The sequence below is a fragment of the Phreatobacter stygius genome (assembly GCF_005144885.1).
GTDB classification, from domain to species: Bacteria; Pseudomonadota; Alphaproteobacteria; order Rhizobiales; family Phreatobacteraceae; genus Phreatobacter; species Phreatobacter stygius.
Genome location: NZ_CP039690.1, coordinates 3364003 through 3388173, shown reverse-complemented (window position 1 = coordinate 3388173; position 24171 = coordinate 3364003). Strand labels below are relative to the sequence as shown.

Annotated in this window: 24 protein-coding genes; 22 read left to right on the top strand and 2 right to left on the bottom strand. The window is 69.4% G+C overall.

The window, feature by feature from the left end; genetic code table 11:
* Positions 1-3: 3 nt before the first annotated feature.
* The gene (locus E8M01_RS15850) at positions 4-2817 is read left to right on the top strand and encodes a [protein-PII] uridylyltransferase (protein WP_136960998.1); all 2814 of its coding nucleotides are present in this window, start codon (positions 4-6) and stop codon (positions 2815-2817) included.
* 86 nt (positions 2818-2903) lie between these two features.
* Here E8M01_RS15850 and E8M01_RS35070 read toward each other — a convergent pair whose 3' ends face one another.
* Positions 2904-3440 (bottom strand): hypothetical protein, encoded by a 537-nt coding sequence (locus E8M01_RS35070; RefSeq protein ID WP_170181690.1) that lies wholly within the window; start codon positions 3438-3440, stop codon positions 2904-2906.
* Between the two features lie 196 nt (positions 3441-3636).
* Between E8M01_RS35070 and E8M01_RS15840 the strand changes: the two genes are divergently transcribed.
* Complete coding sequence (locus E8M01_RS15840) at positions 3637-5580, top strand: transglycosylase domain-containing protein (protein WP_246088750.1); 1944 nt, start codon at positions 3637-3639, stop codon at positions 5578-5580.
* Positions 5581-6262: 682 nt separating this feature from the next.
* Here E8M01_RS15840 and E8M01_RS15835 read toward each other — a convergent pair.
* On the bottom strand, positions 6263-6943 hold the full coding sequence (locus tag E8M01_RS15835; RefSeq protein ID WP_170181916.1) for an XRE family transcriptional regulator: 681 nt from the start codon (positions 6941-6943) through the stop codon (positions 6263-6265).
* Positions 6944-7095: 152 nt separating this feature from the next.
* Here E8M01_RS15835 and E8M01_RS15830 point away from each other — a divergent pair, with 152 nt between their 5' ends.
* From E8M01_RS15830 to E8M01_RS15735, 20 genes are all read left to right on the top strand, one after another.
* Positions 7096-7377 (top strand): helix-turn-helix domain-containing protein, encoded by a 282-nt coding sequence (locus E8M01_RS15830; RefSeq protein WP_136960994.1) that lies wholly within the window; start codon positions 7096-7098, stop codon positions 7375-7377.
* Positions 7374-8309 (top strand): ParB/RepB/Spo0J family partition protein, encoded by a 936-nt coding sequence (locus tag E8M01_RS15825; RefSeq protein ID WP_136960993.1) that lies wholly within the window; start codon positions 7374-7376, stop codon positions 8307-8309. The genes E8M01_RS15830 and E8M01_RS15825 overlap by 4 nt, the downstream gene beginning before the upstream one ends.
* Positions 8306-10459: a DDE-type integrase/transposase/recombinase gene (locus tag E8M01_RS15820; protein ID WP_170181915.1), complete on the top strand. Its 2154-nt coding sequence runs from the start codon at positions 8306-8308 to the stop codon at positions 10457-10459. The genes E8M01_RS15825 and E8M01_RS15820 overlap by 4 nt, the downstream gene beginning before the upstream one ends.
* Before the next feature lie 61 nt (positions 10460-10520).
* The gene (locus E8M01_RS15815; protein ID WP_136960991.1) at positions 10521-11330 is read left to right on the top strand and encodes an AAA family ATPase; all 810 of its coding nucleotides are present in this window, start codon (positions 10521-10523) and stop codon (positions 11328-11330) included.
* Positions 11331-11353: 23 nt separating this feature from the next.
* The gene (locus tag E8M01_RS15810; RefSeq protein ID WP_136960990.1) at positions 11354-11719 is read left to right on the top strand and encodes a hypothetical protein; all 366 of its coding nucleotides are present in this window, start codon (positions 11354-11356) and stop codon (positions 11717-11719) included.
* On the top strand, positions 11716-12093 hold the full coding sequence (locus E8M01_RS15805) for a hypothetical protein (protein ID WP_136960989.1): 378 nt from the start codon (positions 11716-11718) through the stop codon (positions 12091-12093). The genes E8M01_RS15810 and E8M01_RS15805 overlap by 4 nt, the downstream gene beginning before the upstream one ends.
* Positions 12090-12311, top strand: a complete 222-nt coding sequence (locus E8M01_RS15800; protein WP_136960988.1) for a hypothetical protein — start codon at positions 12090-12092, stop codon at positions 12309-12311. The genes E8M01_RS15805 and E8M01_RS15800 overlap by 4 nt, the downstream gene beginning before the upstream one ends.
* Positions 12308-12805, top strand: coding sequence for a gp16 family protein (locus E8M01_RS15795; protein WP_136960987.1), 498 nt, complete (start codon positions 12308-12310; stop codon positions 12803-12805). Before E8M01_RS15800 ends, E8M01_RS15795 begins: the two co-directional genes overlap by 4 nt.
* Positions 12802-13215 carry a helix-turn-helix domain-containing protein gene (locus E8M01_RS15790; protein ID WP_170181914.1) on the top strand — a complete coding sequence of 138 codons (414 nt, stop codon included), beginning with the start codon at positions 12802-12804 and terminating at the stop codon, positions 13213-13215. Before E8M01_RS15795 ends, E8M01_RS15790 begins: the two co-directional genes overlap by 4 nt.
* 108 nt (positions 13216-13323) lie before the next feature.
* Complete coding sequence (locus tag E8M01_RS15785; RefSeq protein ID WP_136960985.1) at positions 13324-13788, top strand: M15 family metallopeptidase; 465 nt, start codon at positions 13324-13326, stop codon at positions 13786-13788.
* Positions 13785-14141, top strand: a complete 357-nt coding sequence (locus E8M01_RS15780; RefSeq protein WP_170181913.1) for a DUF2730 family protein — start codon at positions 13785-13787, stop codon at positions 14139-14141. The genes E8M01_RS15785 and E8M01_RS15780 overlap by 4 nt, the downstream gene beginning before the upstream one ends.
* A gap of 535 nt (positions 14142-14676) precedes the next feature.
* The gene (locus tag E8M01_RS15775; protein ID WP_136960983.1) at positions 14677-15264 is read left to right on the top strand and encodes a hypothetical protein; all 588 of its coding nucleotides are present in this window, start codon (positions 14677-14679) and stop codon (positions 15262-15264) included.
* A complete protein-coding gene (locus E8M01_RS15770) occupies positions 15261-15806 on the top strand; it encodes a phage baseplate assembly protein V (protein ID WP_170181912.1) in 546 nt (181 codons plus the stop codon). The genes E8M01_RS15775 and E8M01_RS15770 overlap by 4 nt, the downstream gene beginning before the upstream one ends.
* A 70-nt stretch (positions 15807-15876) precedes the next feature.
* On the top strand, positions 15877-16239 hold the full coding sequence (locus E8M01_RS15765; RefSeq protein ID WP_136960981.1) for a GPW/gp25 family protein: 363 nt from the start codon (positions 15877-15879) through the stop codon (positions 16237-16239).
* Complete coding sequence (locus E8M01_RS15760; RefSeq protein WP_136960980.1) at positions 16236-17153, top strand: baseplate J/gp47 family protein; 918 nt, start codon at positions 16236-16238, stop codon at positions 17151-17153. The genes E8M01_RS15765 and E8M01_RS15760 overlap by 4 nt, the downstream gene beginning before the upstream one ends.
* Positions 17146-18411, top strand: coding sequence for a phage tail protein I (locus tag E8M01_RS15755; RefSeq protein WP_136960979.1), 1266 nt, complete (start codon positions 17146-17148; stop codon positions 18409-18411). The genes E8M01_RS15760 and E8M01_RS15755 overlap by 8 nt, the downstream gene beginning before the upstream one ends.
* Before the next feature lies 1 nt (position 18412).
* Positions 18413-20680, top strand: coding sequence for a hypothetical protein (locus tag E8M01_RS15750; protein ID WP_136960978.1), 2268 nt, complete (start codon positions 18413-18415; stop codon positions 20678-20680).
* Between the two features lie 40 nt (positions 20681-20720).
* On the top strand, positions 20721-20933 hold the full coding sequence (locus E8M01_RS15745; protein WP_136960977.1) for a hypothetical protein: 213 nt from the start codon (positions 20721-20723) through the stop codon (positions 20931-20933).
* 40 nt (positions 20934-20973) lie between these two features.
* Complete coding sequence (locus E8M01_RS15740) at positions 20974-23613, top strand: tail fiber domain-containing protein (RefSeq protein WP_136960976.1); 2640 nt, start codon at positions 20974-20976, stop codon at positions 23611-23613.
* Complete coding sequence (locus E8M01_RS15735; RefSeq protein ID WP_136960975.1) at positions 23610-23984, top strand: DUF7936 family protein; 375 nt, start codon at positions 23610-23612, stop codon at positions 23982-23984. The genes E8M01_RS15740 and E8M01_RS15735 overlap by 4 nt, the downstream gene beginning before the upstream one ends.
* The last annotated feature ends 187 nt before the right edge of the window (positions 23985-24171 follow it).

The window sequence follows — 24171 nt, the reverse complement described above, 5'->3', positions numbered from 1 at the left end:
CCGATGGATCAGACGACCCTCGAAGTCAGCCCGCGCCGACGGGCCGCAGACCACGGCCCGCTGGTCGATCCCGCCGATATCGCCCGCGATATCGGCGCCGTCGGCGTCCATGCCGGCAATAGCCGTGAAGCCCGCGCGGCTGTCGTCCAGATCCTCAAGCGCTGGCTTGCCGAAGCGCGCAAGACGGCCGAGCAGCGGCTGATCGCCGACGCCGACGGGCGCAGCTGCGCCGAGGCCCTGTCGCGCTTCCAGGACGACGTGATCCGCGTCGTCTACGACTGGATCGTCACCAAGCTCTACCCCTCCGACAACCCGTCATCCGGCGAACGGATGACGGTCGTGGCGACCGGCGGTTATGGCCGTGGCATGCTGGCGCCGGGCTCCGACATCGACCTCCTGTTCCTGCTGCCCTACAAGCAGACCGCCTGGGGCGAGAGCGTCGCCGAGGCCATTCTCTACTGCCTGTGGGACATGGGCCTGAAGGTTGGCCACGCCACCCGCTCGGTCGACGAATGCATCCGCCAGGCGCGCGCCGACCAGACCATCCGGACCGCGATCCTGGAGGCGCGCCATATCCTCGGCGACATGGTGCTGTTCAACGAGCTGGAACAGCGCTTCGGCGCCGAGGTGGTGCGTGGCACCGTGCCGCAATTTGTTGCCGCCAAGCTTGCCGAACGCGACGAGCGGCACCGCAAGACCGGCCAGTCGCGTTATCTGGTCGAGCCCAATGTAAAGGACGGCAAGGGGGGCTTACGCGACCTGCACACGCTGTTCTGGATCGCCCGCTACGCCTATCGGGTGAAGACCGATGAGGAACTCGCCAAGAAAGGCGTCTTCACCCGCCGCGAGGCGCAGACCTTCCGGCGCTGCGAGCGGTTCCTCTGGACCGTCCGCTGCCACCTGCATTTTCTCACCGGCCGCGCCGAGGAGCGGCTGTCCTTCGACCTGCAGCGCGAACTGGCGCCGCGCCTCGGCTATCGCGGCCATTCGGGCCTGGTCGATGTCGAGCGCTTCATGAAGCACTATTTCCTGGTGGCCAAGGATGTCGGCGACCTCACCGCCATCCTCTGCGCCGAACTGGAAGAGCGGCACGAAAAGCCGGCGCCGGTGCTCGACCGGTTCATCGCCAGGCTCCGGCCGAAATCGCCGCGCGGCTTCAAGGAGAGCCCGGACTTCCAGATCGATCACGACCGGATCACCGTCTCCGACGCCGAGGCCTTCGCACGTGACCCGGTCAACCTGATCCGCATCTTCGCGCTCGCCGACCGCTACAACCTGGCGCTCCATCCCGACGCCATGCGGCTCTTGACCCGCTCGCTCAAGCTGGTCGACGAAAAGTTGCGCCACGATCCGATCGCCAACCAGCTGTTCATCGCCATCCTCACCTCGGCCAATACCGCCGAGGTGGTGCTCCGGCGCATGAACGAGGCGGGCCTGCTCGGCCGCTTCGTGCCGGATTTCGGCCGCGTCGTGGCGATGATGCAGTTCAACATGTACCACCATTATACGGTGGACGAGCATCTGTTGCGTTGCATCGGCACGCTGCAGCAGATCGAGCGGGGCGGCGATCCGAACCTGGGGCTGGCCGCCGACCTGATCAAGACGATCCAGCCACGCAACCGCGATCTGCTCTATATCACGCTGTTCCTGCATGACATTTCCAAGGGCCGGCCGGAGGATCACTCGATCGCCGGCGCCAAGGTGGCGCGCCGGCTCGGGCCGCGGTTCGGGCTGACCAAGGCCGAGACTGAAACGGTCGCCTGGCTGGTCGAGAACCACCTGGTCATGTCGACCATCGCCCAGTCACGTGATCTCAGCGACCGCAAGACCATCGAGACCTTCGCCGGCGTGGTGCAGTCGCTCGAGCGCATGAAGATGCTGCTGATCCTGACCACGGCCGATATCATCGCCGTCGGGCCCGGCGTCTGGAACGGCTGGAAGAGCCAGTTGCTGCGCACGCTCTATTACGAAACCGAACCGGTGGTGACCGGCGGCTTCTCGGAGGTGAACCGCACGCGGCGGGTCGAAATCGCCCAGGAGGAGTTTCGCCGGACCGTGCCGGAGGCGCTGCCCGATCTCTCCGGCCCGACGCTCGAGGCCTATATCGGCCGTCACTATGCCGCCTATTGGCTGAAGGTCGACCTCGCCACCAAGATCGAACATGCCCGCTTCCTGCTGGCAGCGGAGGCTGCCGGCCAGTCGCTGGCGACCCGCGTCGACCTGGTCGCCGGACAAGGGGTGACACATCTCACCGTGCTCGCCCCCGACCACCCGAGGCTCCTGTCGATCATCGCCGGCGCCTGCGCCGCAGCCGGCGCCAATATCATCGGCGCGCAGATCTACACGACGACCGATGGCCTGGCGCTCGACACGATCTCGATCAGCCGTGGCTTCGATCGCGACGAGGACGAGGAGCGGCGCGCCAAGCGTATTGCCGACAGTATCGAGAAGGCGCTGCGCGGTGAGATCAAGGTCGGCGAGGCGGTCGCGGCGGCACACCGCAAATCATCGGCCCGGCAGCGTTCACGCACCTTCCGGATCGCCCCGGACGTCGCCATCAACAACACCTGGTCGAACCGCTACACGGTGATCGAGGTGTCCGGGCTCGACCGGCCGGGCCTGCTGCACGACCTGACGGCCGCCCTGTCGCGCCACAGCCTGAATATCGGCTCGGCCTATGTCGCGACCTTCGGCGAGAAGGCGGTGGACGTGTTTTATGTCACCGACCTGATGGGCGCCAAGGTGCAGACCGCGCAACGCCAGGCGGCGATCCGCAGGGTGCTGACCAGCGTGCTGGAAGACGACGGCAGCCGCTGAAGGCCGGCTCATCGATCGGGATTGATGAACAAGCCGACCAATCGGGATCGACCGAAACCGATCAATCAGGATTGATGGGAAGACCATCAATCGAGATAGACGATGTCGACCCCTTGGTCGTCGGGCGGGCGGCGGCGCGCCTCGAGTTGAGCCTCGATCTTTTCCAGGCGGCCGTGCAGGACGGCAGCGTCCGAGGCCGGCACAAGGCCGCCATCTTCGGTCTCGAGCAGAACGCGCATGGTGCGTACCCGGGCCAGCAGGGCAATCGACAGGGCTTCGGCGATGATGGTCTCAGACACTCTGTCGCCGGCTTCGGGCGGCACGCCGGCGGGACTTGACGACATCTGCACGGGCTCCAAGAGGAGACGATGTACCCGCCCGGTTGTTTCATGTTTCCTGTCAAAACCCCGGCAAAGCGGTAAATGTCCCTTTACCTTGACCAACAATGAAAGCGTGACGCGATATCGCCTTAACGACCCCTTCATTGCGCCCTGATTATTGCAAAGAAGCGAGGAAAGGGTGCGGCCCATGGCGGGCCGGGTGGTGATATCCAGGGCGATGGCACGGGGACGCGGCGGCAACGATCGAATCGAGCCGAGCTTCGGGACGGCGCGCGGCGGCATGGACCTTCGCGCGATGCCCGAGGACAGACCTTCCGTGCGCGTTGCAAGCCCCGCCAAGCCAGCCAAGCGCCGCCCCGATCCGCAAGACATCCAGGAGCCCGAACCGCGCCCTATGCCACGCAAGCAGCCAAAACGCCGGCCGAGCAAGGATGAGGCGCCAAGGCGCCGCAAACGGCGGGGCATTTTTGGCCGGTTGATGGTCTGGGGTCTGACCGCGGCGGTCTGGGGACTGATCATTTGCGCCGGCGTCGTCGCCTGGTATGCCGCCCGCCTGCCGCCGACCCATACGCTGGAAGTGCCGAGGCGACCGCCGAACATCGCGATCGTTGCCGCCGACGGCGCGGAACTGGCCAATCGCGGCGATACCGGCGGCGCGGCGGTACAGCTCAGAAGCCTGCCGCGCCACGTGCCGCAGGCACTGATCGCCATCGAGGACCGGCGCTTCTATTCACATTTCGGCCTCGACGTGATCGGTCTAACCCGTGCCGTCGTGACCAATATTACCAACCGGGGCGTGTCGCAGGGCGGCTCGACGCTGAGCCAGCAGCTCGCCAAGAACCTGTTCCTGACGCCCGATCGGACCATGGGCCGGAAGATCCAGGAAGCGATCCTGGCGCTCTGGCTGGAGACCAATTATTCCAAGGATCAGATCCTCGAACTCTATCTGAACCGGGTCTATTTCGGCGCCGGCGCCTATGGCATCGAAGCCGCGGCGCGGCGCTATTACGACAAGCCGGCCACCGCGCTGACGCTCGCCGAAGCAGCGACCATTGCCGGCCTGGTCAAGGCGCCCTCGCGGCTGGCGCCAACCCGCAACCCGGAAGCGGCCGAAGCGCGCGCCCAGCTCGTGCTGATGGCCATGGCCGAGCAGGGCTACATCACCGAGGCGCAGGCCAAGGCGGCGATCGCCAATCCGGCCGAAACCAGCCGCACCGCCGCCAGCGGCTCGATCAATTATGTCGCCGACTGGGTCATGGACCTGCTGGACGATTATGTCGGCAAGGTCGAGACCGACCTGGTGATCGAAACCACCATCGTCGCGCCGCTGCAGCAGGCCGCCGAGGCCGCGCTGAACGAGGTGCTTTCGCGCAGCGGCACGCGGTACGACGTGCGCCAGGGCGCCGTGGTCGTGCTCGATACCGAAGGCGCGGTGCGCGCTTTGGTCGGCGGCCGCGACTATGCCCAAAGCCAGTTCAACCGTGCGGTGGCGGCCCGGCGTCAGCCCGGTTCGGCGTTCAAGGCCTTCGTCTATCTGAGCGCGCTGGAGCGCGGCATGACGCCCGACACGACCCGGGCCGACGCGCCAGTGGCCATCGCCGGCTGGCGTCCGGAAAACTATACTCGCGACTATCGCGGCGAGGTGACGCTGTCGACGGCGCTGTCCGCCTCGCTCAACACGGTCGCCGTCCGGCTGACCAATGAGGTCGGGCCGCGCAGCGTCGTGCGCACCGCCCAGAAGCTCGGCATCGGCTCGCCGCTGCAGGCCAATCCGTCGATCTCGCTCGGCACCTCGGAAGTGACGCTGCTCGAGCTGACCGGGGCCTATGTGCCCTTCGCCAATGGCGGCAACGGCGTGATCCCGCATGTCATCACCCGCATCCGCACCACCAATGGCCGTGTGCTGTTCCGGCGCACGCCGGTCAATCCGGGCCGGGTCATCGAGCCGCAGCATTCGGCGATGATGAACGCCATGATGCACGAAACCACGGTCTCGGGCACGGCCCGCGCGCTCAGGCTGCCCGGCTGGATCGCCGCCGGCAAGAGCGGCACCAGCCAGGATTTCCGCGACGCCTGGTTCCTCGGTTATACCGGCCGCTATGTCGCCGGTGTCTGGCTCGGCAATGACGACGGCCAGCCGACCAAGCGGCTGTCCGGCGGCAGCCTGCCGGTCGAGATCTGGAACCGGGTCATGGCCGAGGCCCATCGTGGCCAGCAGGTCGTCGATCTGCCGGGCAACTGGCGCTCCTTCGGTGTTCCGACCCGCGCCCTGCCTGGTGAGATCATCGATCAGCCGATGCTGATGTCCCGCACCGACCAGGCACCGCGGCGGGTGGCCGGCCGGTCAGGCGAACCTGAAAACCGCGGCGACGTGATCCGTCCGCAGCCGGGCGCAGGCTTCTTCGACCGCTTCTTCCGCTGACTTTGTACCTGTAACGCGAAGCATCAGGTGGCATCCCGCAGGGGCCGGCAAGATGCCGCGGGGGTTGGGAAAGTTGTCATTATCGCAGAGGCTTGAGGTGCGGCGGGGACCGGGCCGGGCGGATCGCGGGGGGCGGGGCCGGCGATGGATCGCATGGCAGTGGTCGGTGATCCGAGCCGCCGGAGTGCCGGCAAGGCGGCGGAACCGGGCGTGGCGGCGGCGCCAACCGTGACCGCGGCGGCGGCCCCCGGGGCGGGCGCGGTCGGCCGGTTGTTGTGTTCGGAAGATCAAGCGCTTGCGCCGGGAATGACCGGGCCGCGGGCGGCGGCGAACCGTGACCGCCGGCCCCGGGGGCCGAAGCGAGGCCGCGGGAGATTGCCGGCCAAGCGAGCCGGCCAGGCGTGCAGGCCAAGCGACCCGGCCGAACGTCCAGGTCAAACGTCCAGGCGAACCGGTCAAACGTCCAGGCCAGGCGTCCGGGCCAAGGGTGCAGGCCAAGGGTGCAGGCCAAGGGTGCAGGTCAAGGGCGCAGGTCGACGTCGCCGTGGCCGGACGACGCCATGTCGAGATGATGCGTCGCGGCGGCGGCCGGCGGCCGGGGGCCGGCTGGACGGACGCGCGGCAGGGGATCTGTCTGCCACGCCGGCGGGCGGTTCAGGCGGTGGTCCGGGCCTGGCGGGGCTCAGAACAGGCGCTCGCTCCAGAACACCCGGCCGACGACCTCGAGCTGGTCGAGCCGGTCGCGCGCCAGCCGGTCCGGGCCGTAGAGCGCGGCATTGTCGGAAATGAAGATCAGGCTGCCGTCGAGGCCGCGCTGGATCCGCTTGATGCGCGCCTGGTCGTCGACCACGAAGGCATAGATGGCGTCCTCGACAATGTCGCGCCTGCCGGTATCGACCAGCACCAGGGCCTGGTCGGCAATGGTTGGCCACATGCTGTCGCCGGCGGCGCGGATGGCATGGGCCCTGGCGGGATCGACGCCGTGGCGCCTGAGCTTATCGAACGAGAAGGGCAGCCGGCCGACAATTTCGGCGCGCTCGTTCCAGCGGCCGGGCCCGGCCGCCGCCGCGACATTGAGAATGGCAAGCTGGACGGTGTCGGGATCGGCCTCGATGCCGATGCCGGCCTCGTCGGGTGCGGCGCCGGCCGGTGCGGCGCGCTCCGAAAGCCCGGCGAGCCAGTCCAGCGAGACCCCGCAGGCCTGCGCGATGACCGCGAGCTTGCCGATCTTCGGGTCGGCCTTGCTGGCGAGATAGAGCTGCAGGGTGCGTTCCGACACGCCGGTCGCCCGCGCGACCCGGCGCGGGCCGCCGGCTGCGGCGATGGCCCGGCGCAGCCGGTTCGCCAGCAGCCTTGATGCCATTTCTTGCGCATCATCCATCATATTGGCCCCAATTTAGGCAATTCACGTTCTCTTCTCGTTGTAGGCGCTTCGGCATCGCACTACAAGCAACATAAGTTGCCTTTCGATGCTTGCGACGGCGACGTGAATGACCTGACCTGCGGGAACACCCCATGCACGCAGCCGACATCCTGGCGCTGGTGAAAAAATCCAGGTTCCGCTTCCTGACCAATATTGCCCGGGCGTCCAACATCGCGCCGACCACGCTGCGCACGGCGCTCCGGCGGCCGCAACGGCGCGCCGAAATCGCCATTGCCACGGCCGTCGGCAAAAAACTGCACGAGCTCTGGCCCGAACGCTGGGACAAGACCGGCAACCGACTCAGCGCGCCCGGCCGATCCCGCATCAAGGCGGCCGCGGCGACCAGCCGGCCGGGCGACCGGAGGGCCGCATGATGCAAGGCCTGATCTTCCCCTGCCCGCTCGCCGCGATCGACCGTTCCGGCCGGCTCCGGCCGAGCGACGCCGCCCGTGTCGAGGCGCTGGCGGCCTCCATGGCCGAGATCGGCCTGCAGGCGCCGATCATCGTGCGGCCCGGCCCGGATGCGGCGAACAGCATCATCCTGGTCGCCGGCGGCCACCGGGTGGCGGCGGCGGAACGGCTCGGCTGGACCGAGATCCCGGCGATCAGGCTCGATCTCTCGGCAGCCGAAGCGCGGCTGGTCGAGATCGACGAGAACCTGATCCGCCACGAGCTGACCGCGCTCGACCGGGCGATTTTCCTGGCCGAACGCAAGCGCATCTATGAGAGCCTCCACCCGGAGGCCGCCCACGGCAAGGCCAGGAAAGGCCGCAAGACCGAGCCGCGCGGAGATGGCAAGGCCCTGGGCGAGTTCGCCGGCAATGTCGCCACCATGGCGACTTTCCAGCGCTATTCGAAAGACGCGGCGAAACGCACCGGCCTGTCCGAGCGCGTGGTGCAGCGGGCGGTCGAACTGGCGGGGCGCCTGTCGCCCGCCATTGTCGCGGCGATCAGGCATGCGCCGATCGCCGACAACCAGGCAGAGCTCATGGCGCTGGCGGCGCTGCCGGCCGATCAGCAGCAGGCCTGCGCCGAGGCGATCGCCACCGGCGCGGCGCGCAGCGTCCAGGCCGCGCGGATCGCCACCCGGCTCGCTCCGCCGCGCCTGACCGACCCCGACGAACAGGCGTTCCAGCGCTTCGTCGCGCTGTGGGAACGCGGCTCGCTCCGGCTGCGCCGGCGGATCGAAAGCCATATTGGCGCGGGCGTCATCGACCTTACGGCCGGGGCGCATCAGGCCGCCGAAGCATGCGCGGCCGCCGAAGCACGCGAGGCCGCCGAAGCATGCGAGGCCACGGGCCCGTGAAAACCTGGCTGACCGCGGATGAGATTGCCAGGCTCGCCTTGCCCGGCCTGCCGGAGAGCCGCGAGGCCATGTCGCGCAAGGCCGCCCGCGACGGCTGGTCGAGCCATCGCGCCCTGGCCCGGCCGCGCGCCGGCCGCGGCGGCGGCTTCGAATATCACGTCGGGCTGCTGCCGCTCGACGCCAGGCTCGCTTATGCCGCGCGCCAGATGGGTGGCACGATCGAAGCCGGGCTCGCGGCGGTCCAGGCCGCCCCCGACATCGCGGCGGCAACCACCCGGCAGGCCCAGGCCGAGCGCGACGCCAGGCTCGCCCTGATCGGCGCCTATGACGCCTTCGAACGCTCGGCCGACCTGCCGCGCATGGCCGCCGTGTCGATCTTTGCAAGGCTCTATCGGCGCGGCGACCTCGCCGTGCCGGATTTTGTCCGCGCCACCGTCAAGCGGCTCTCCGGGCGCACCCTGATGCGCTGGCTCGCCATGCGGCGCAGCGGCGATATCGGTCGGCTGGCGGTCGACCGCGGCGCGGCCAGGCGCGGCCAGGGCATTCTCGAGCAGGCCGAGAACGGCGAGATCAAGGTCAAGGCGCTGGCGCTGATCGTGCGCCAGCCGGCGCTCTCGGCCGACCATGTCAGGGACTATCTGATCGACCTCTATGGCGAGACGCTGAGCTATCGCGGCCGCAGCGTCGCCATGCCGACGGTGCGGGCCTTCCAGGCCGCGCTGAAGCGCTGGCGCGCCGGCCACGCCATGGAACTGATGGCGCTGACCCATCCCGACGGCTTCAAGAGCCGCTACCGGGCGTCGGGCGCGCGCGCCCATCTGGTCACCGCGCTGAACGCCTTGTGGGAGATCGACGCCTCGCCCGCCGACGTGCTGACCCGCGACGGCCGCTACAGCCTCTATGTCTGCATCGACGTGTTCTCGCGCCGGCTCACCATCCTGGTGACCCGGACGCCGCGCGCCGAGGCCGTGGCGCTCTTGATCCGCAAGGCGCTGATCGCCTGGGGCGTGCCCGAACGGATCAAGACCGACAATGGCTCGGATTTTGTCGCCAAGGCGTCGAAACGGCTGTTCGCCGCGCTCGGCATCGAGGCCGATACGGCCAACCCCTTCAGCCCCGAGGAGAAGGGCACGGTCGAACGCGCCATCGGCACGGTGCAGCGCGACCTGATGGCGACCTTGCCCGGCTTCATTGGCCATTCGGTGGCCGACCGCAAGGTGATCGAGCAGCGCAAGGCCTTTGCCGCGAGGCTCGGCCAGGACGACGCCCAGGCCTTTTGCGTCGACCTCTCGGCCGCGGAGCTCGGCCGCTATTGCGACACCTGGGCCGAGGGGCGCTATGCCCACCGGCCGCATGGCGGCCTTGCCGGCGCGACGCCGTTCCAGGTCGCGGCGGCCTGGCGCCAGCCGGTGCGCCGGGTCGCCGACGAGGCGGCGCTCGCCCTGCTCTGCGCGCCGATCGCCGGCCAGGACGGCTATCGCACGGTCGGCAAGCAGGGCCTGAGGATCGACCACCTGTTCTATCTCAGCCCGGAGCTGAGGGTCGGCGAGCGGGTCTTCGTGCGGCTCGATCCGGCCGACATGGGCCGGGTCTTCGTCTTCGCCGAGGACGGCGAGACGTTTCGGGCCATTGCGCTCGCTCCCGGCATGGCCGGCCTCGACCGGGCGGCGATCGTCGCCGAGACCCGCGCCAGCCAGAAGCGCTTCATCGACCAGGGGACCAAGGCGTTGCGCCGCGAGGCCCGGGCGATCAAGCCGCGCGACGTGGTCGAGGCCCTGAACCGGCGGGCGGCGGCGCGCGCCGGCACGCTGGTGGAATTTCCGAAACGCGCCGAAGCGCATTCGACCCCGGAACTCGCCGCCGCCGGCAGCGCCGTCAGGGCTGGCCGCGCAGCGGTGCCACCGAGCCATGGCGAGGCCGTGCCGGGGCCGGCGCCCGCGGCCGATCCGACGCCCGAGGTCACCCCGCTTCGCTCCTTCGAAACACCGCAGATCCGCTATCGCCGGGCGCTCGGGCTGGAGGCCCGGCTCGCCGCCGCCGAGACGCTGTCGACCGAGGAGGCGCTCTGGCTCGGCGGCTACCGCCAGACCCCGGAATACCGGTCGCTCGCCACGCTCTACGCCGATTTCGGCGACCAGGCCTTGCGCTGAACGCGGCTGGACCAGACCGCCCCGGCAGCGGGGCCCAAGCATCACGCAAGAGGGACAAGCGATGAGCTCCAAAACCCTGTCGACAACCCTATCGACAACCCTGTCGACCACCGGATCGACACCCCGATCGACCCCGCCGGCCGCCGCGCCGCCGAGCTTCGCGCCGCTGAAGAACGTCGTGGCGATGATGGGCCTGGTCAACGGGCTGATCGCCCGGCCGGCCAATCTGCCGGGGCTCGGCGCCTTCTATGGCCATTCCGGCTTCGGCAAGACCTGGGCGGCGATCTATGCCCAGAACAAGATCCGCGGCGCGCTGCGCGTCGAGATCGGCGACAGCTGGACCCGGAAAAGCCTGTTGCGCGCGCTGCTGCGCGAGGACGGCGTGAGCGAGCCGCGCGGCACCGTCGCCGACATGGCCGAGCAGTTGATCATCCGGCTGGCGGCGCCCGGTCATGCCCCCGTCTTCATCGACGAGGCCGACCGGCTGGTCGACAAGGGCATGATCGAACTCATCCGCGAGATCCACGAGGGGGCGCAGGTGCCGGTCGTGCTGATCGGCGAGGAGGCCCTGCCGCAAAAGCTCATGAGATCCGAGCGCACCCATAGCCGGGTGCTCGACTGGGCCATGGCCGAACCCTGCGACCTCGACGACGCGCGCAAGCTGGCGGGGCTTTTCGCCGCCCGCGTGACGCTCGCCGACGACCTCATCGACCATATCCGGGAGATCGCCGAGGGCCGCGCGCGGCGCATCGTGGTCAATCTCAACCGGGTCGCCGAATGGGCCGCGGTGAAGGGCGCGACGGCGGTCGACCGGGCCGCCTATGGCGGCGGTTTCTTCACCGGCGCCGCGCCGGTCAGGCAGCGCCGATGACCCGCCGGGCCGGAGCCACGACGATGACGGTCAAAAGGCCGAAGCCGGCGGCCGAAAGCCGGCAACAGATCTGGACCGCGCTGCGCGGCCTGAAAGGCGCGGTGGACACGCGCGAGCTGAGCCTGACCGCCAGCACCGACACGGTGGTGGTCTCGCCCGCCGCGGCCGGCGCCTTTCTGCGCCGGCTGGCGCGTGCCGGCTATGTGTTCCGGCTCGCCGCCGGCCGCAGCTGCCACTGGCGGCTGAACCCGGCCGCCAATAGCGGGCCGCGCGCGCCGGAGCCGCGCGGCGACCGGCTGTTCGACGCCAACCGCCAAATGCCGGTGACCACCCTGGCAACCACGCCGGTGGTCGCCTGCCTGCAAGACCCGGAGGAAACCGCGCCATGACCACAGTGTCCGGCCTGCTCGCCGACCTGGCCGAACTGTTCCAGCGGACCAGCCGGGCCCGGCTGCCGCTCTCGGCCGGGCTTGCCGGCCGGCTCGCCGAGGGCTTGAGGGATCTCGCCGCCGAGGCCCGCCGGCTGGAGGACAGCGAGCGCCGGCTGATGGCGCTCTGCGCCGAACCGGCCGATCGCGCCGAAACGGCGTCGGAAGCGCACGACCCGGCTGCGAGCGCCGTGATCATCGACCTCCCGAATTTCCTCGGGCGCGACAGGGCGCCCGGCCCAGCCCGGACCACCGTCGACCAGGCGCCGGCGACGATCATTCCGCTGATGGCGGTGCCTTGCGAACGCCATCCGGCCGGGGGAGAAGAGCCATGAGCCCGCTGCCGCTGGCCATCCTCCTGAGTTCGACCGGCGGTGCCGTCGCCATGGCGCTCGCGCTCGGCTGGTGGCTCGCCGCCTCGGCGGCCGGCCGCCTGGCCCCGGCCGAGGCCGCCCCGAAAGGCACGTTCGGCGCCTTCCTGATGGCGCTCGGCATCGCCGTGCTGTGCCTGGCCATATCAGGTCATCCGGCCTTCTGGGGCGAGGTTCGATGAACGCGTCTGAGCCTATCGACGACGATCGCCCGGCGAGGCGCGCGCTGCTCGCCAAGATCCATATCGCGCGCCGCGACCTCGGCCTGGACGAGGCCAGCTATCGCGCCTTGCTCGCCGCCGAGACGGCGAAGCACAGCGCGGCGGATTGTGACAGGGCCGAACTCGCGCGGGTGGTCGCCCGATTCGAGCGGCTCGGCTGGAGGTCCAAGGTTGGCGGCGGGATGGCGGGCCCGACCGCGTCGGCCAAGCGCCATGTCCGCAAGGTCTTCGCGCTGTGGACCGATCTCGGCCGGCTCGGCGCGCTCGACGATGGCAGCCGTTCTGCCCTCGGCGCCTTCGTCAAGCGTATGGCCGGTGTCGACGAGCCCGAATGGCTGGATGTCGCCGGAGCCACCGGCGTGACCGAGGCGCTGAAGGCCATGCGGGCCCGCCACCTGGCCAAGGTGGCGGGCAGGATGGCCAGCAAGCTGGCTGGCGGGAAGCCCGGATCATGACCGAGCGCCGGACCTATCTGCCGCCCCGGCTGATGGAGATCGCCGAGGCCGCCGGCACCAAGGCGGCGCTGAGCCTCGGCGTCGCTTATGCCGGGCGGCGGTTCTATGTGCCGAAACGGCTCGGCCAGCAGCATCCGCTGACGCAGCTGCTCGGGCTGGAGGCGGCGCGCAAGCTGGTGTCGCTGTTCGGCGGCGAGACCGTGCTGATCCCGCCGGCGCTGGCGGGCGAGGCCCGGCGGCGGCGCGAGGCGATCATCCGGATGAGTGCTGCCGGCGCCAGCCAGACCGAAATCGCCCATGCGCTGGGCATCGACCGCACCACGGTGCAGCGCAACCAGCAAAAGGCGCGCGGCGGACCGAAGCTCGCCAAGGCGCGCGGCCGCCGCGGCCAGGACGATCTGTTCGACTAGGTCGCCGCGATTGGGGAGGCGTTTGCCGCCCCTCCTATTGCCCGCCCCATCAACCACTCTCAGCGCCAGCGCGCCGTCGCGGTGCGGCCGGTGCCTTGGATGTCCGTCATGAGTCGATTCCTCACCCCTCCGTCGCTGGCCCAGCTCGACGGCGTCCATGCCGATCTCCGGCGCGTCGTGTTGCGCGCCGCCGCGCAAGCCGCCGAGGCCGGCACGCCGTTCGAGGTCACCGAGGGCCGCCGCAGTCTCGCCCGCCAGCGCCAGCTGGTCCGCGACGGCAAGTCCAGGACGCTTCAGTCGCGCCACCTCGGCGGTTTCGCCGTCGATGTCGTGGCGACCGATGGCGGCAAGCCACATCATCGCGCCGCGTCCTATCAGGCGATCGCCCGCAGCTTTGCCGCGGCGGCAGCGGCCGAAGGCGTCAGGATCCGCTGGGGCGGCCATATCAAGGGGCTTTTCGACGGCCGGCATTTCGAGCTCGACCGCGTCGCCTATCCGGACCCGACGGCGGCGCGGCTGCAGCGCCGAGCCCCGGCCGCGCCGGCGGACATGCCGGCCGGCGGGCCGTCGTGATGGACCCGGGTTCGATCCCGAGCTGGCTATCGATCATCGTCACCACCGTGGCGCTGACCTATACGGTGGTGGCCAGCCGGTCGCGGGCGGCCAAGGACGATGTCGAGAAAAACCGCACCGAGGCGGCCGGCCGGCACGGCGCGCTGGCGCTGAAGATCGACCAGCTCGACGACCGCCTGACCCGCGCCGAAGGCGAGCTGGAACACCTGCCCGACAAGGACACCGCGCATCGCATGAAAATGGCGATCGCCCGGCTGGAAGGCCGGCTCGAGACCATGGACGAACGGCTGAAGCCGGTCGCGGCCATGGCCAGCCGCATGCAGGACTATCTGATCGAGGACCGCAGCCGGTAGGGGCGGGTGGCGGCGAGGCGGACGCAAAGCTCGCGTCTCATGCGCAGCACAGAGGTCGGCCGTCCTTCGAGGCTCGCAAGAGGTCGGGTTTTGCACAGGGGCGGCGCGGAATGCGCCGCGCCCGCGCTGCCAAGTCACTTCCCCCGCCGGAGTGCCCCCGGCGCCCCCTCCCCCTCCGCTGCCCATCCCACATGTCCAAACCCCCCGGACACCGCCGGCGACGCGTCCCGGCCCTCGGGCGCGCCATTGGACGCCCGGCGCCCGCCGCGTTAGGCTCCCTGCGCGCCGGTTCGTTTGCCGAACCGGCGCCCCGGGCCGCAAATGCGGCCCTCATTGCGCGGACGCGGGTGGGCCAAGGTCCATTCATGACGACCGCCACCCACACCCCTGTTGCCGAGCCGGCCCGCGCGAGACCTCTCCGCGCCTCGGCGGCTCCTGCCAGCGTGGCCCTTGCTGCCGCCGGCGCGATCCCTGTCATCGCCCGCGCGGTTCGGGTGGCGGTCGTCGGCCTCGGCGCAAGCCCGCGGAGGCCGGCATGAGCCTGTTCGGACCGCTGGTCGACCGCATCACCACCTTTGCCGGCACCCATGTGCCGGCGGCGACGCCGATCACCGAAATTCCCGGCACGCCCGGCATCGCCGACATCCGCGCGCTCGCCATGGCCGATCCGGCGCTGCGGGTCATTCTCGGGTCCCGCGGCAAGGCCACGGTCGAGCCGGTCGAGGCCGGCGACGGCGCGCTGGCCATCACCTTTTCCGCCTGTTTCGTCGCCCGCGGCGGGGCGTCCTTGAGCTTCCCGACGCTGGCCGCGGCCGGCCGCGCCACCGCCGATGCGGCGGTCGGCCTCGCCGCCCAGCTGGTCTCCTGGCTGCCGGGCATCGACCGGGTCACCGAGACGCGCGCGCTGGCGGTCGATTTCGACACGCCGATCGAGCTGCAGCCCGACGGCATCGTCTGCCACACCGTGTCCTGGGTCCATCAGCTGATCATCGGCACCCCGCAAGCCGACAGCTTCGATGCCGAGATCGGCGCGGCGCTGGTCAGCGCCGAATGGGAGCGCGGCGAGACCGTCGTCGCGGTCATGCCGGCCGAGGTCATCGCCGAACTGGGAGCCCCGTCATGAGCACCTCGCTGGAAGACATCATCGGCGAGATCGTGTTTCGCCAGCAGGACGAGGACCGCCGGCGCGCCAACAACCGCGTCGAGGGCACGGTCAAACAGGTCGATGCGGCCAAGCGCCGGATCAAGGTGGATGTCGGCACGCCCGGCCAGGAGCTGATGACGCCGTGGATCCGCACGCGTGAGATGAACGGCCGGTTCCAGACCCATTTCCTGCCGAAAGCCGGCGAGAAGGTCACCGTCGTCTCGGTCGACGGCGAGATTTCGGAAGCCAGCGTCGTCGAGCCCGGCACCTATTCGGATCAGAAGGAAAGCCCGTCGGATCGCGCCGACGAAGGCGTCATTCAGACCGGCAAGACCCGCATGACCTGGCGCGAGGACCGGCTCCATGGCCGCGTCGGCGAGGGCGCCAACGCCGCCTCGTTCTCGGCCGGCAACGGGGTTGCCAAGCTGCGTGTCGGCTCGGCCTTCATCGCGGTGTCGGGCGGCCGGATCGTCGCCTCCTCCGAGGTGGTGGTCGGCGCCGATCCGAACCCCGATCTCTGACGCGGGCCGTCTTGACCGAACCGAAGCCAAAGACCGCAGCGAACGACTGCAAACCGGAAGGGGACATCAGGTGACGATCACGGGCATCGACCGCGAGAGCTTCGCGCTGGTGAGCGGCTGGACCTATGTCGCCGGCACCCTGGTCGCCGACGCGCTGACCACGCCATCCGGCACGCGCGTGCTGCAGCGTGAGCTCGGCGCCGGGCACATGGCGCTGGTCGACCGACCCGCCAATGGCGAGACCCTGGCGCGGGTCAGCGTCGCCATGGCCCGCGCGCTCGACCAGATCCGCCACCGCGAGACCGGCGCGGCGCCCTTGCGCTTTCGCGGCATCACGCCTCGGACCATCGGCCAGGACGGCGTCACCAGGCTGACGGTCAGGCTCGAAGACCTGGTCGACGATGTCGGCGCCGAGCGGGAGATCGCCCGATGATCCCGGTCTCACCACGCGCAACCCCGATCGACCTGACGCTGCTCGCGCCGCCGACGATCATCGATCCGATCGATCCCGACCGCCTGGTGCTCGACTGGATCGCCGACCTGAAGCGGCGCCTGCCGGAGTGGACCGGGGTGTTCGACCAGGATCCCTTCGTCAAGGCCTGCCATGTCTGGGCCTATGCGCTGGCGAACAAGCTCGCCCGCGACAACAAGCGCTGCGAGGCGGTGCTGCTGGCAACCTCCAGCGGCGCCGATCTCGACCAGATCGCCGCGACCTATTATGCCGATCTCGGCGTCCGGCGGCTGGTCGTCACGGCCGGCGACGCCGATGCCGTGCCGCCGGTGGCGCCGGTCATGGAAAGCGACGACCGCTTCCGCGACCGCATCCGCCTGGCGCCCGAAGCCTATGCCGGCACCGGCACCGAAGGCGGCTATCGTTATTGGGCGCTGACCGCCGTGCCCCGGCTGATGGATGCCGGCCTCGGCGTCTCCGACGACCTGGACCGGCGGCTGACCCTGATCGCCCTGCCGCCCGACGATCTCGACCCGGCCGCGGTGTCGCTCGCCATTCTCGACGAGGTCAGGAAACACAAGCCCCTGACCGATGTCGTCTCGGTCGGCATCGCCCGGCCCATGGCCTATCGCATCAAGGGCGTGCTGCAGCACGGCGCCGGCGCCGATCCGGCCATGCTGCGCCAGATCGCGGTGGAACGCTGCCGGGCGGTCGCCGATCACGCGAGCGCCCATGTCGGCGAGATCGTCGGCACCGATGCGCTGATCGCCGCCATGCGGGTGCCCGGCGTCACCCGCTGCCTGCTGGAAGAACCGCTCCAGCATTTCGACCCCGGCTTCGACGGCGTGGCCCGCGCCGTCTCGATCGACATCCGCACGGAGCGCCGGGATGGCTGACGGGTTCGCCTTCGCCGACCATCTCCTGCCGCGCAATGCGACCACGCCCGAGCGCGCGCTGGCGAGCCTGAAGGGCCGTGCCTTCGATCTCGCCTTCCCGATCGACACCCTGTGGAACCCCTGGACCTGCCCGGAACGGCTGCTGCCCTATCTCGCCTGGGCGCTGTCGGTCGATATCTGGTACGAGGACTGGCCGCTCGACCGCAAGCGCTGGGTCTGCGCCCAGTCGCTGGCGCTGCACCGGCAAAAGGGCACGCTCGAGGGCATCCGCCGCTATGTCCAGCTCGCCGGCGGCGAACTGGTGCGCGCCGTGGTGCCGCCGGCCAAGTTTTATGTTTCCGCCGGCCTGACGCTCGCCGAGCGGCTCGAGTTCATGAAGCGCCTGCCGGAGATCCGCATCCGCACCCGCTCCGACCGCGAGCGGGCCGGGCGCCGGCTGATCTGCGGCCCGCTCATGGGAAGCATCCGCTCGTTCCTGTCGGATGCCGGCAACCGCATCCCGGCCTTTCCCTTGCCGAGCCGGGCGCCGCTCCTGTTCGGCCGGCGGGCCAGCCTGCACGACCAGGGCACGGTGACGCCCCTGCAGATCGAGACGGTGGCGACCGACACCGGCCAGCCGGTCCATGGCGCCGAACGCTACCTGATCCCCGGCCGCGGCCGCGGCGGCTATTTCCTCGGCGCCGGGCATCGTTACGCCCGCTATTTCACCAAGCCGGTGCAGGCGAGCCGCATCGTCTCGGTGTCCTTTGCCGCCGCCTCGCTCGACGGTTACGACCGGCTGACCTCGGCGACCGAGGGCCTGAGCCCGGTCTCGATCGTGCCGGAGACGGTCCACGAGCTCGGCCGCGGCGGCAAGAGCCTGTTCTCGGGCGTGATCCCGACCGGCCGCTATCTGGTGCCGAGCCGGGCGGCGCTGACCATCTATGACAGCATCAGGCTGCACGACCCGCGCCGCAGCATCGCCAGGACCGGCGCCATCGCCTTCATGGGCAAGGCCCGGCTCGGCATCGCGCCGCGCACCGCGGAACTGGCGGTGGCGGTGCTCGGCCGCCGGCACCGCTGGACCTTCGGCCGTTATGTCCAGGGTTATCTCGTCCGATCCGACCAGACCAAGCTCGCGCGCGTACTCGACGCCATCCGCACCGCCAAGTCGGCGCGCGACACCATCCTCGTCGATACCGAGGTCTACCGCCCGCCGATCTTCGGCGGCGACCTCTATTTCGGCGCCTTCCGATTTGGCCAACCCGTGAGAGGCTGACATGCTGAGCAAAGTGACGTTTCGTGCCCGCCAGGAGGTCGTCGAGAACGACTTCAACAATCTCCAGGGCCATGTCGAGGCAACCCTGGACCACCTGGTCGCCGATACCATTTCGACCCAGAAGCGCTTTTCCGGCTTCGAGGTGACCAGCGTCTCGGCGACCGAGATCAATGTCGCGCCGGGCCGGCTGTTCGCGTCCGGCGAAGTCTATGCGGCGGCCGCGACGGTGCAGAAATCGCTGTTCGATTTCCTGCCCGCCGCCGCCAAGCGCCTGGTCACCGTCTATATCTGGCAAGGCACGGCGGAGGTCGACATCCAGCCGCGCTCCTACCTGATCGACGTCGACAATGACGTGACCCAGTCGCAGACCGTGTCGATGCGCCACGACCGGGTCGCCAATGTCGGCCTGATCGCGGGCCTTGAAAGCGCCGACCCGCAGCGCTCGCCGCTCGGCGCCCAGTTCCTGGCGGTCTGCGACATCCTGTTGACCCCGACCGGCATTGCCGATGGCGGCATCACCATGATCGCCGGCAACCGCATGCCGCGGCTGACCGAGGTCGACAGCCGCGTCGGCCTGCTGGAGAAATTCCAGGCGTCCGCCGAACCGCGGATCCAGACCATCGGTTCCGACATCTCGGCGCTGGCCAACCGGCTGAAGGGCAGCGCCTCGACCCGCGCCATCATCGAAATGGCCTCCGACATCGCCCGGCTGAAGGATGTCGTCGGCCTGCCCGACGACTATTCGAGCTATGCCGCCGATTTCTACCTGACCTCGGCGGAAACCGACGTCACCAATCTCGACCTCCTGGCCAAGGTCGAGGAAGGCGTGCGTTTCGGGCCGGAGAACCAGGGCGACAGCCAGATCAGCGTGTTCAATGCGCTGGATCCGGCCCAGGTGGTGAAGAACGGCGTGCTGCTGCCGGCGCATGCCTCGATCCCGCGCATCACGGTCGCGTCTTATGCCGGCGAGCTGCGCCTGTCGCAGTACCAGAGCCAGGCCCAGACCATCGTCCAGAAGACCATGAGCCGGCAACGGGTGCGTTACGGCCAGGAGTTCTCGGTCTGCACCAATGCCCGCAACTATTGGGCGCAAGGCCAGATCGACCCGACCAGCAACGTCTTCACGCTGAACGGCGAGAGCTTCATCATCAACAATCCGGAGGAGCTGCGCGGCGCGCATAATTTCATCCGCCTGCAGCAATATTGGATCGACAGCTACGAGGAGCCCTATTGGGACGTCCTGACCACCACAACGGTGGTCAACGGCCAGACGGTGGCGCAGACCTTCCTGAACTCCCAGGACGGCTGGCTGACCGGCCTGCGCGTCGGCCTGACCCGGCTCGCCGGCTCCGGCGCCATCACGCTTGCCGTCTGCGAGACCTATCTCGGCGCGCCTGATCTCTCCAAGACGGTCGCCCAGGTGACCGTGCAGCGCGCCGACCTGAGACTGTTCCCGCAGGACGGCATGACGCTGTTCCCGCTCGCGCCGACCTTCCTGTCGGCCGGCGGCCGTTACGCCATCGTGCTGGTGACGGCGGCCGACCACTATGCGGCGGTAGCCTCGGGGGGCGAATATGCCCAGGGGACATTGTTCTATTCGACCGATGGCGCCTGGTTCGAAGGCGACTTCACCAAGGACCTGGTGTTCTCGGTGGAATTCGCCAGGTTCGAACGGGTGCGCACCGTGGTGGAACTGCAGCCGCTGCAGCTCAATGGCGGCATTTCCTCGCTCGACATCCTGGCCGGCATGGTCGTGCCGCGCTCCTGCCAGTGCTATTTCGAGGTGCAGAAATCCGGCTCCGGCTGGGAACCGATCGACAGCCTGACGCCGGCCAAGCTGATCGGCCTGCCGCCCTTGCTGCAGTTCCGCGCGGTGCTGATCGGCACCACCGATGTCGCGCCGGGCATCCGGCTGTCGGGGTCGCGCGTCAGGCTGTCCCGGCCGCGCACCACGTTCAAGCACATCTCGACGCCGCGCACCCTGCCGGTGCCGACATCCCAAGTGCAGGTGACCGTGCGTCTGGAGAACTGGAGCGGCACCCGCCACGCCCATGCCATGCGGCTTCTGTGCGGCGCGCCGGGCTTTGCCACGATCGAGCTGCCCGACGTCACCGATACGACGCCGACCGAAGATCCGAAGGCGATCATCCGGACCTACACCTTCAACACCACGGCGCCGGTCTCGGCCTACAAGATCGAGCAGAGCGGCACCACCTCGACGGCGCTCGACACCTATCTCGTGTCGACCCGCGTCGACATTGCCTTCTGAGCCTCCAAGCCCCTTCAGACATCCGAACGGAGCGCCTCCCATGGCCAAGAAACCCAGCCCCGACACCCCGGCCGAAAGCCTGCCGGCCGCGACCAAAGACGTCTTCTTCGACATCACGGTCGCCCGCGTCACACCCAAGGTCGCCGGCGTCGTGTTCCGCCCGGGCAAGACCTACACGGTCAAGCAAAGGGTCAAGGAGGCGATCGGCGACGACATCGCCTCGGCCTATCCCGTGGCCGCGGCCGCCGCCTGACCGACCAGCCCCCTCTCCTCATCGCCGAGGTCCATGCCCGATGCCGATCCGCTTCGAAAAATACCGTATCAAGGACGGCGACTTCGCCAATGCCGCAACCGTCAACCCGATCCTCAAGGATCTGGATGTGCGCACCGCTGCGATCGAGGACAAGGCCGTCTCGTTCGACCAGGAGAAAGCAAAATTCGTCTCGGCGGGGCTTGCCCGCCTCGACGAGATCATGGCGCCGATCGTCGAGAACCTGAACGACTATGCCTCGCTCGGCGCGATCCTGACGACCTCGTCGGCGAGCCAGATCGAGGTCAGCGTCGACCGCAAGGTGTTCATCGTCGACGCGGACCATCGCCGGCAATTCGCACCCGCCGCCTATCTCGCCATGATCAAGACCGGCGAGCCGACCGAAGCCATGCTCGGCAGCCTGGTCGCCTATGACCCGACATCAGGCGAACTGACCATCGATGTCGACCGGGCCGCCGGTTCCGGCTTCCACGCGGGCTGGACCATTTCGGCGGCCTCGGCCACCGACAATGCCGCGGCGATCCCCGCGGTCCATGGCCACCGGGTGGCGGCGGAAGCCGCCGCGGTCCAGGCGCTCAGCCGGCGCGACGAGGCGGCGCAATCCTCGGCCGATGCGCTGGCGGCGCGCGACGTCGCGCTCGCCGAGGCGGCGGCAGCCGACAGCTCGCGCAACCAGGCGCAGATCGCCCAAGGCCAGACCGAAACGGCGGCGGCGGCGGCCATCGCCCATATGCGCGGTTTCCTCGGCGTGCATACGAGCCCGCCCGCGACCCAGACCGACGGCACGCCGCTCGCCGTCGGCAACTGGTATTTTCATGAGGTGCCGGGCCCGCCGGCGACCTATTATATCGACTTCGTCGCCAGTATCGCGCCGGTCACCTGGCGCTCGCTGGTGGCCGCCTCCGACACCTCGGTGACCTCGTTCAACGGCCGGGTCGGCGGCGTCAACCCGACCGCCGGCGATTACAGCGCGGCCCTGGTGACCGGCACGGCCCCGGCGGGCCTGAGCGGCACCACGGTCCAGGCGATCCTCAACGCGATCGGGACCGGGCTCGCCGCCCGGCCGCTCACCACCCGCACGGTCACCGGCAGCGGGCTTGCGTCCGGCGGCGGCGACCTGACGGCCGACCGCGCGATCACCGTGACCGCCGCGTCGCAGGCCCAGGCGATCGCCGGCAGCGACAATGCCACCGCCATGACGCCGCTCAGGACCGCCGAGGCGATCGCGGCACTGGCACCCTCGGCCAGCCAGACGGTCGCCGGCATCGTCAGGCTGGCCACCGGCGCGGAGGCGACAGCCGGCACCTCCACCACCCTGGCGGTCGATCCGGCCGGGCTGAAACAGGCGCTCGACGCCAAGATCGCCGCGATCACCGGCGCTGCGCCGGCGGCGCTCGACACATTCGTCGAATTCGCCAATGCGCTGGGCAATGATCCCAATTTCGCCACCACCATCACCACCTCGCTCGCCACCAAGCTGCCGGCCGCGAGCTATAGCGCGGCCGACGTCATGGCCAAGCTGCAGACCGTCGACGGCGCGGGCTCCGGCCTCGATGCCGACCTCATCGACGGCCAGCATGCCGCGGCCTTCGCGCTCGGCGCCACCACCATCACGGCCGGCACCGGGCTCACCGGCGGCGGCACGCTCGCCGCCAGCCGCACGCTCGCCTTCGACTCCGCCTGGGGCGATGCGCGCTACGCGCTCGGCACCACCGCCATCGCCGCCGGCACCGGGCTTTCCGGCGGCGGCAGCCTTGCGGCGAGCCGCAGCCTGGCCTTCGACACCGCCTGGGGCGATGCCCGTTATGCCGTCAAGGCCGGCGCCGCCCTGTCGGGCGCGGTGACCCTGAACGGCCGCCTGTCGGCAATCGACACCAATAGCACGGCCATGGCCACCGCCACGGGCGGCCTCGGCTCGCTCGAGATCCGCAGCAGCGGCGCCACCTCCGCGGCGATGATCGGGTTCCACCGCCCGAATGCCTTCGCCGCCTATTTCGGCCTCGACAGTGACAACCAGTGGAAGGTCGGCGGCTGGTCGACCGGCGCGCTCGCCTACACGCTCTGGCACAGCGGCAATTTCACCCCGGCGGGCTACTTCAACAACCAGGTCAGCGCCTGGAAAAACACCAATGACGGCCACCCCCGGATGCATTTCGAGAACGCCGGCCCCTCGACATGGCGAGGCTATGGAAGCTGGTTCCATCAATGGCAGGACGGTGCCGGCGCGGTGCGAGCCTTCCTGGAGGGCGCGGGCAACTTCTACGCCACCGGCAATGTGGTCGCCTATTATTCGGACCGGCGGCTGAAGGACGAGATCCGTCCGATCGACGACTGGCGCGCCATCATCGAGGGCATCCGAGGCGTCCGGTTCCGCTGGAACGGCATCGGCCGCCAACTTGTCGGCGAGGCCGAGGCCGGGCAGGACCAGGTCGGCTTCATCGCCCAGGAGGTGGCCAGTGTGCTGCCCCAGGGCGTCGCCGAGCAACTCCTCCAGTACCAGGACGAACACAAGACGCCGCGCACCGACGTCCCCGTCGATCCGGCCGATCCCTATCTGACCGTGCGCCCGGAAAAGCTCATCCCCGTACTCGTCCAGGCCGTGAAGGGCCTGATGGCCGAAGTCGACAGCCTCAAAGCCAACCTCGCGAAGGAGGTCGCATGACCACCGCCCCAGCCCCTGAATTCTCCTGGACTGCGACCGTCGTTCATGTCGCCCCGGAACTCAACGGCCTGACCAATGTCGTTGAAGCCGTCACGTGGCGCTGCTCGTACGGCACGAGCGCCTATTTCGTGCAGCGCGAGGGAACCACCTTCCTCGCCCCGCCGGATCAGGCCTCCTTCACCCCGTTCGATCAGCTCGACCGGCCGACCGTGTTGCAATTCGCGCGCAACACCATGTGCGATGAGACCGTCGCGCGCATCTTGATGGCCGAATACGCACTAAAGGTCCCGATGCTCGCAGCTGTCCCGCAGGTCCCGTCCGTCCTCGACCAGATGTTCGTTCTCGCCTCCGTGAATACCAAGGGGGGCTGAACATGCCATTGCCCACCAGCGGAGAGCTGAGCCTCTACACCATCAGGAACCACACGGACCCCCCGTACAATTCCGGGTGGGGCAATCGGAATGCTGTCACCAATCTCGACGCCGGCCCATACCCAAAATACGGCACCTACGATTTGAACTGGTACCGTGGGCGAATTCATGGCCTCGATAACGCTCC

Coding starts and splice junctions, on each gene's coding strand:
- E8M01_RS15850 (WP_136960998.1), top strand. CDS start 4: ATGGATCAGACGACCCTCGAAGTCAGCCCGCGCCGACGGGCCGCAGAC.
- E8M01_RS35070 (WP_170181690.1), bottom strand. CDS start 3,440: ATGCCGCCGCGCGCCGTCCCGAAGCTCGGCTCGATTCGATCGTTGCCG.
- E8M01_RS15840 (WP_246088750.1), top strand. CDS start 3,637: ATGGTCTGGGGTCTGACCGCGGCGGTCTGGGGACTGATCATTTGCGCC.
- E8M01_RS15835 (WP_170181916.1), bottom strand. CDS start 6,943: ATGGCATCAAGGCTGCTGGCGAACCGGCTGCGCCGGGCCATCGCCGCA.
- E8M01_RS15830 (WP_136960994.1), top strand. CDS start 7,096: ATGCACGCAGCCGACATCCTGGCGCTGGTGAAAAAATCCAGGTTCCGC.
- E8M01_RS15825 (WP_136960993.1), top strand. CDS start 7,374: ATGATGCAAGGCCTGATCTTCCCCTGCCCGCTCGCCGCGATCGACCGT.
- E8M01_RS15815 (WP_136960991.1), top strand. CDS start 10,521: ATGAGCTCCAAAACCCTGTCGACAACCCTATCGACAACCCTGTCGACC.
- E8M01_RS15810 (WP_136960990.1), top strand. CDS start 11,354: ATGACGGTCAAAAGGCCGAAGCCGGCGGCCGAAAGCCGGCAACAGATC.
- E8M01_RS15805 (WP_136960989.1), top strand. CDS start 11,716: ATGACCACAGTGTCCGGCCTGCTCGCCGACCTGGCCGAACTGTTCCAG.
- E8M01_RS15800 (WP_136960988.1), top strand. CDS start 12,090: ATGAGCCCGCTGCCGCTGGCCATCCTCCTGAGTTCGACCGGCGGTGCC.
- E8M01_RS15795 (WP_136960987.1), top strand. CDS start 12,308: ATGAACGCGTCTGAGCCTATCGACGACGATCGCCCGGCGAGGCGCGCG.
- E8M01_RS15790 (WP_170181914.1), top strand. CDS start 12,802: ATGACCGAGCGCCGGACCTATCTGCCGCCCCGGCTGATGGAGATCGCC.
- E8M01_RS15785 (WP_136960985.1), top strand. CDS start 13,324: ATGAGTCGATTCCTCACCCCTCCGTCGCTGGCCCAGCTCGACGGCGTC.
- E8M01_RS15775 (WP_136960983.1), top strand. CDS start 14,677: ATGAGCCTGTTCGGACCGCTGGTCGACCGCATCACCACCTTTGCCGGC.
- E8M01_RS15770 (WP_170181912.1), top strand. CDS start 15,261: ATGAGCACCTCGCTGGAAGACATCATCGGCGAGATCGTGTTTCGCCAG.
- E8M01_RS15760 (WP_136960980.1), top strand. CDS start 16,236: ATGATCCCGGTCTCACCACGCGCAACCCCGATCGACCTGACGCTGCTC.
- E8M01_RS15755 (WP_136960979.1), top strand. CDS start 17,146: ATGGCTGACGGGTTCGCCTTCGCCGACCATCTCCTGCCGCGCAATGCG.
- E8M01_RS15750 (WP_136960978.1), top strand. CDS start 18,413: ATGCTGAGCAAAGTGACGTTTCGTGCCCGCCAGGAGGTCGTCGAGAAC.
- E8M01_RS15745 (WP_136960977.1), top strand. CDS start 20,721: ATGGCCAAGAAACCCAGCCCCGACACCCCGGCCGAAAGCCTGCCGGCC.
- E8M01_RS15740 (WP_136960976.1), top strand. CDS start 20,974: ATGCCGATCCGCTTCGAAAAATACCGTATCAAGGACGGCGACTTCGCC.
- E8M01_RS15735 (WP_136960975.1), top strand. CDS start 23,610: ATGACCACCGCCCCAGCCCCTGAATTCTCCTGGACTGCGACCGTCGTT.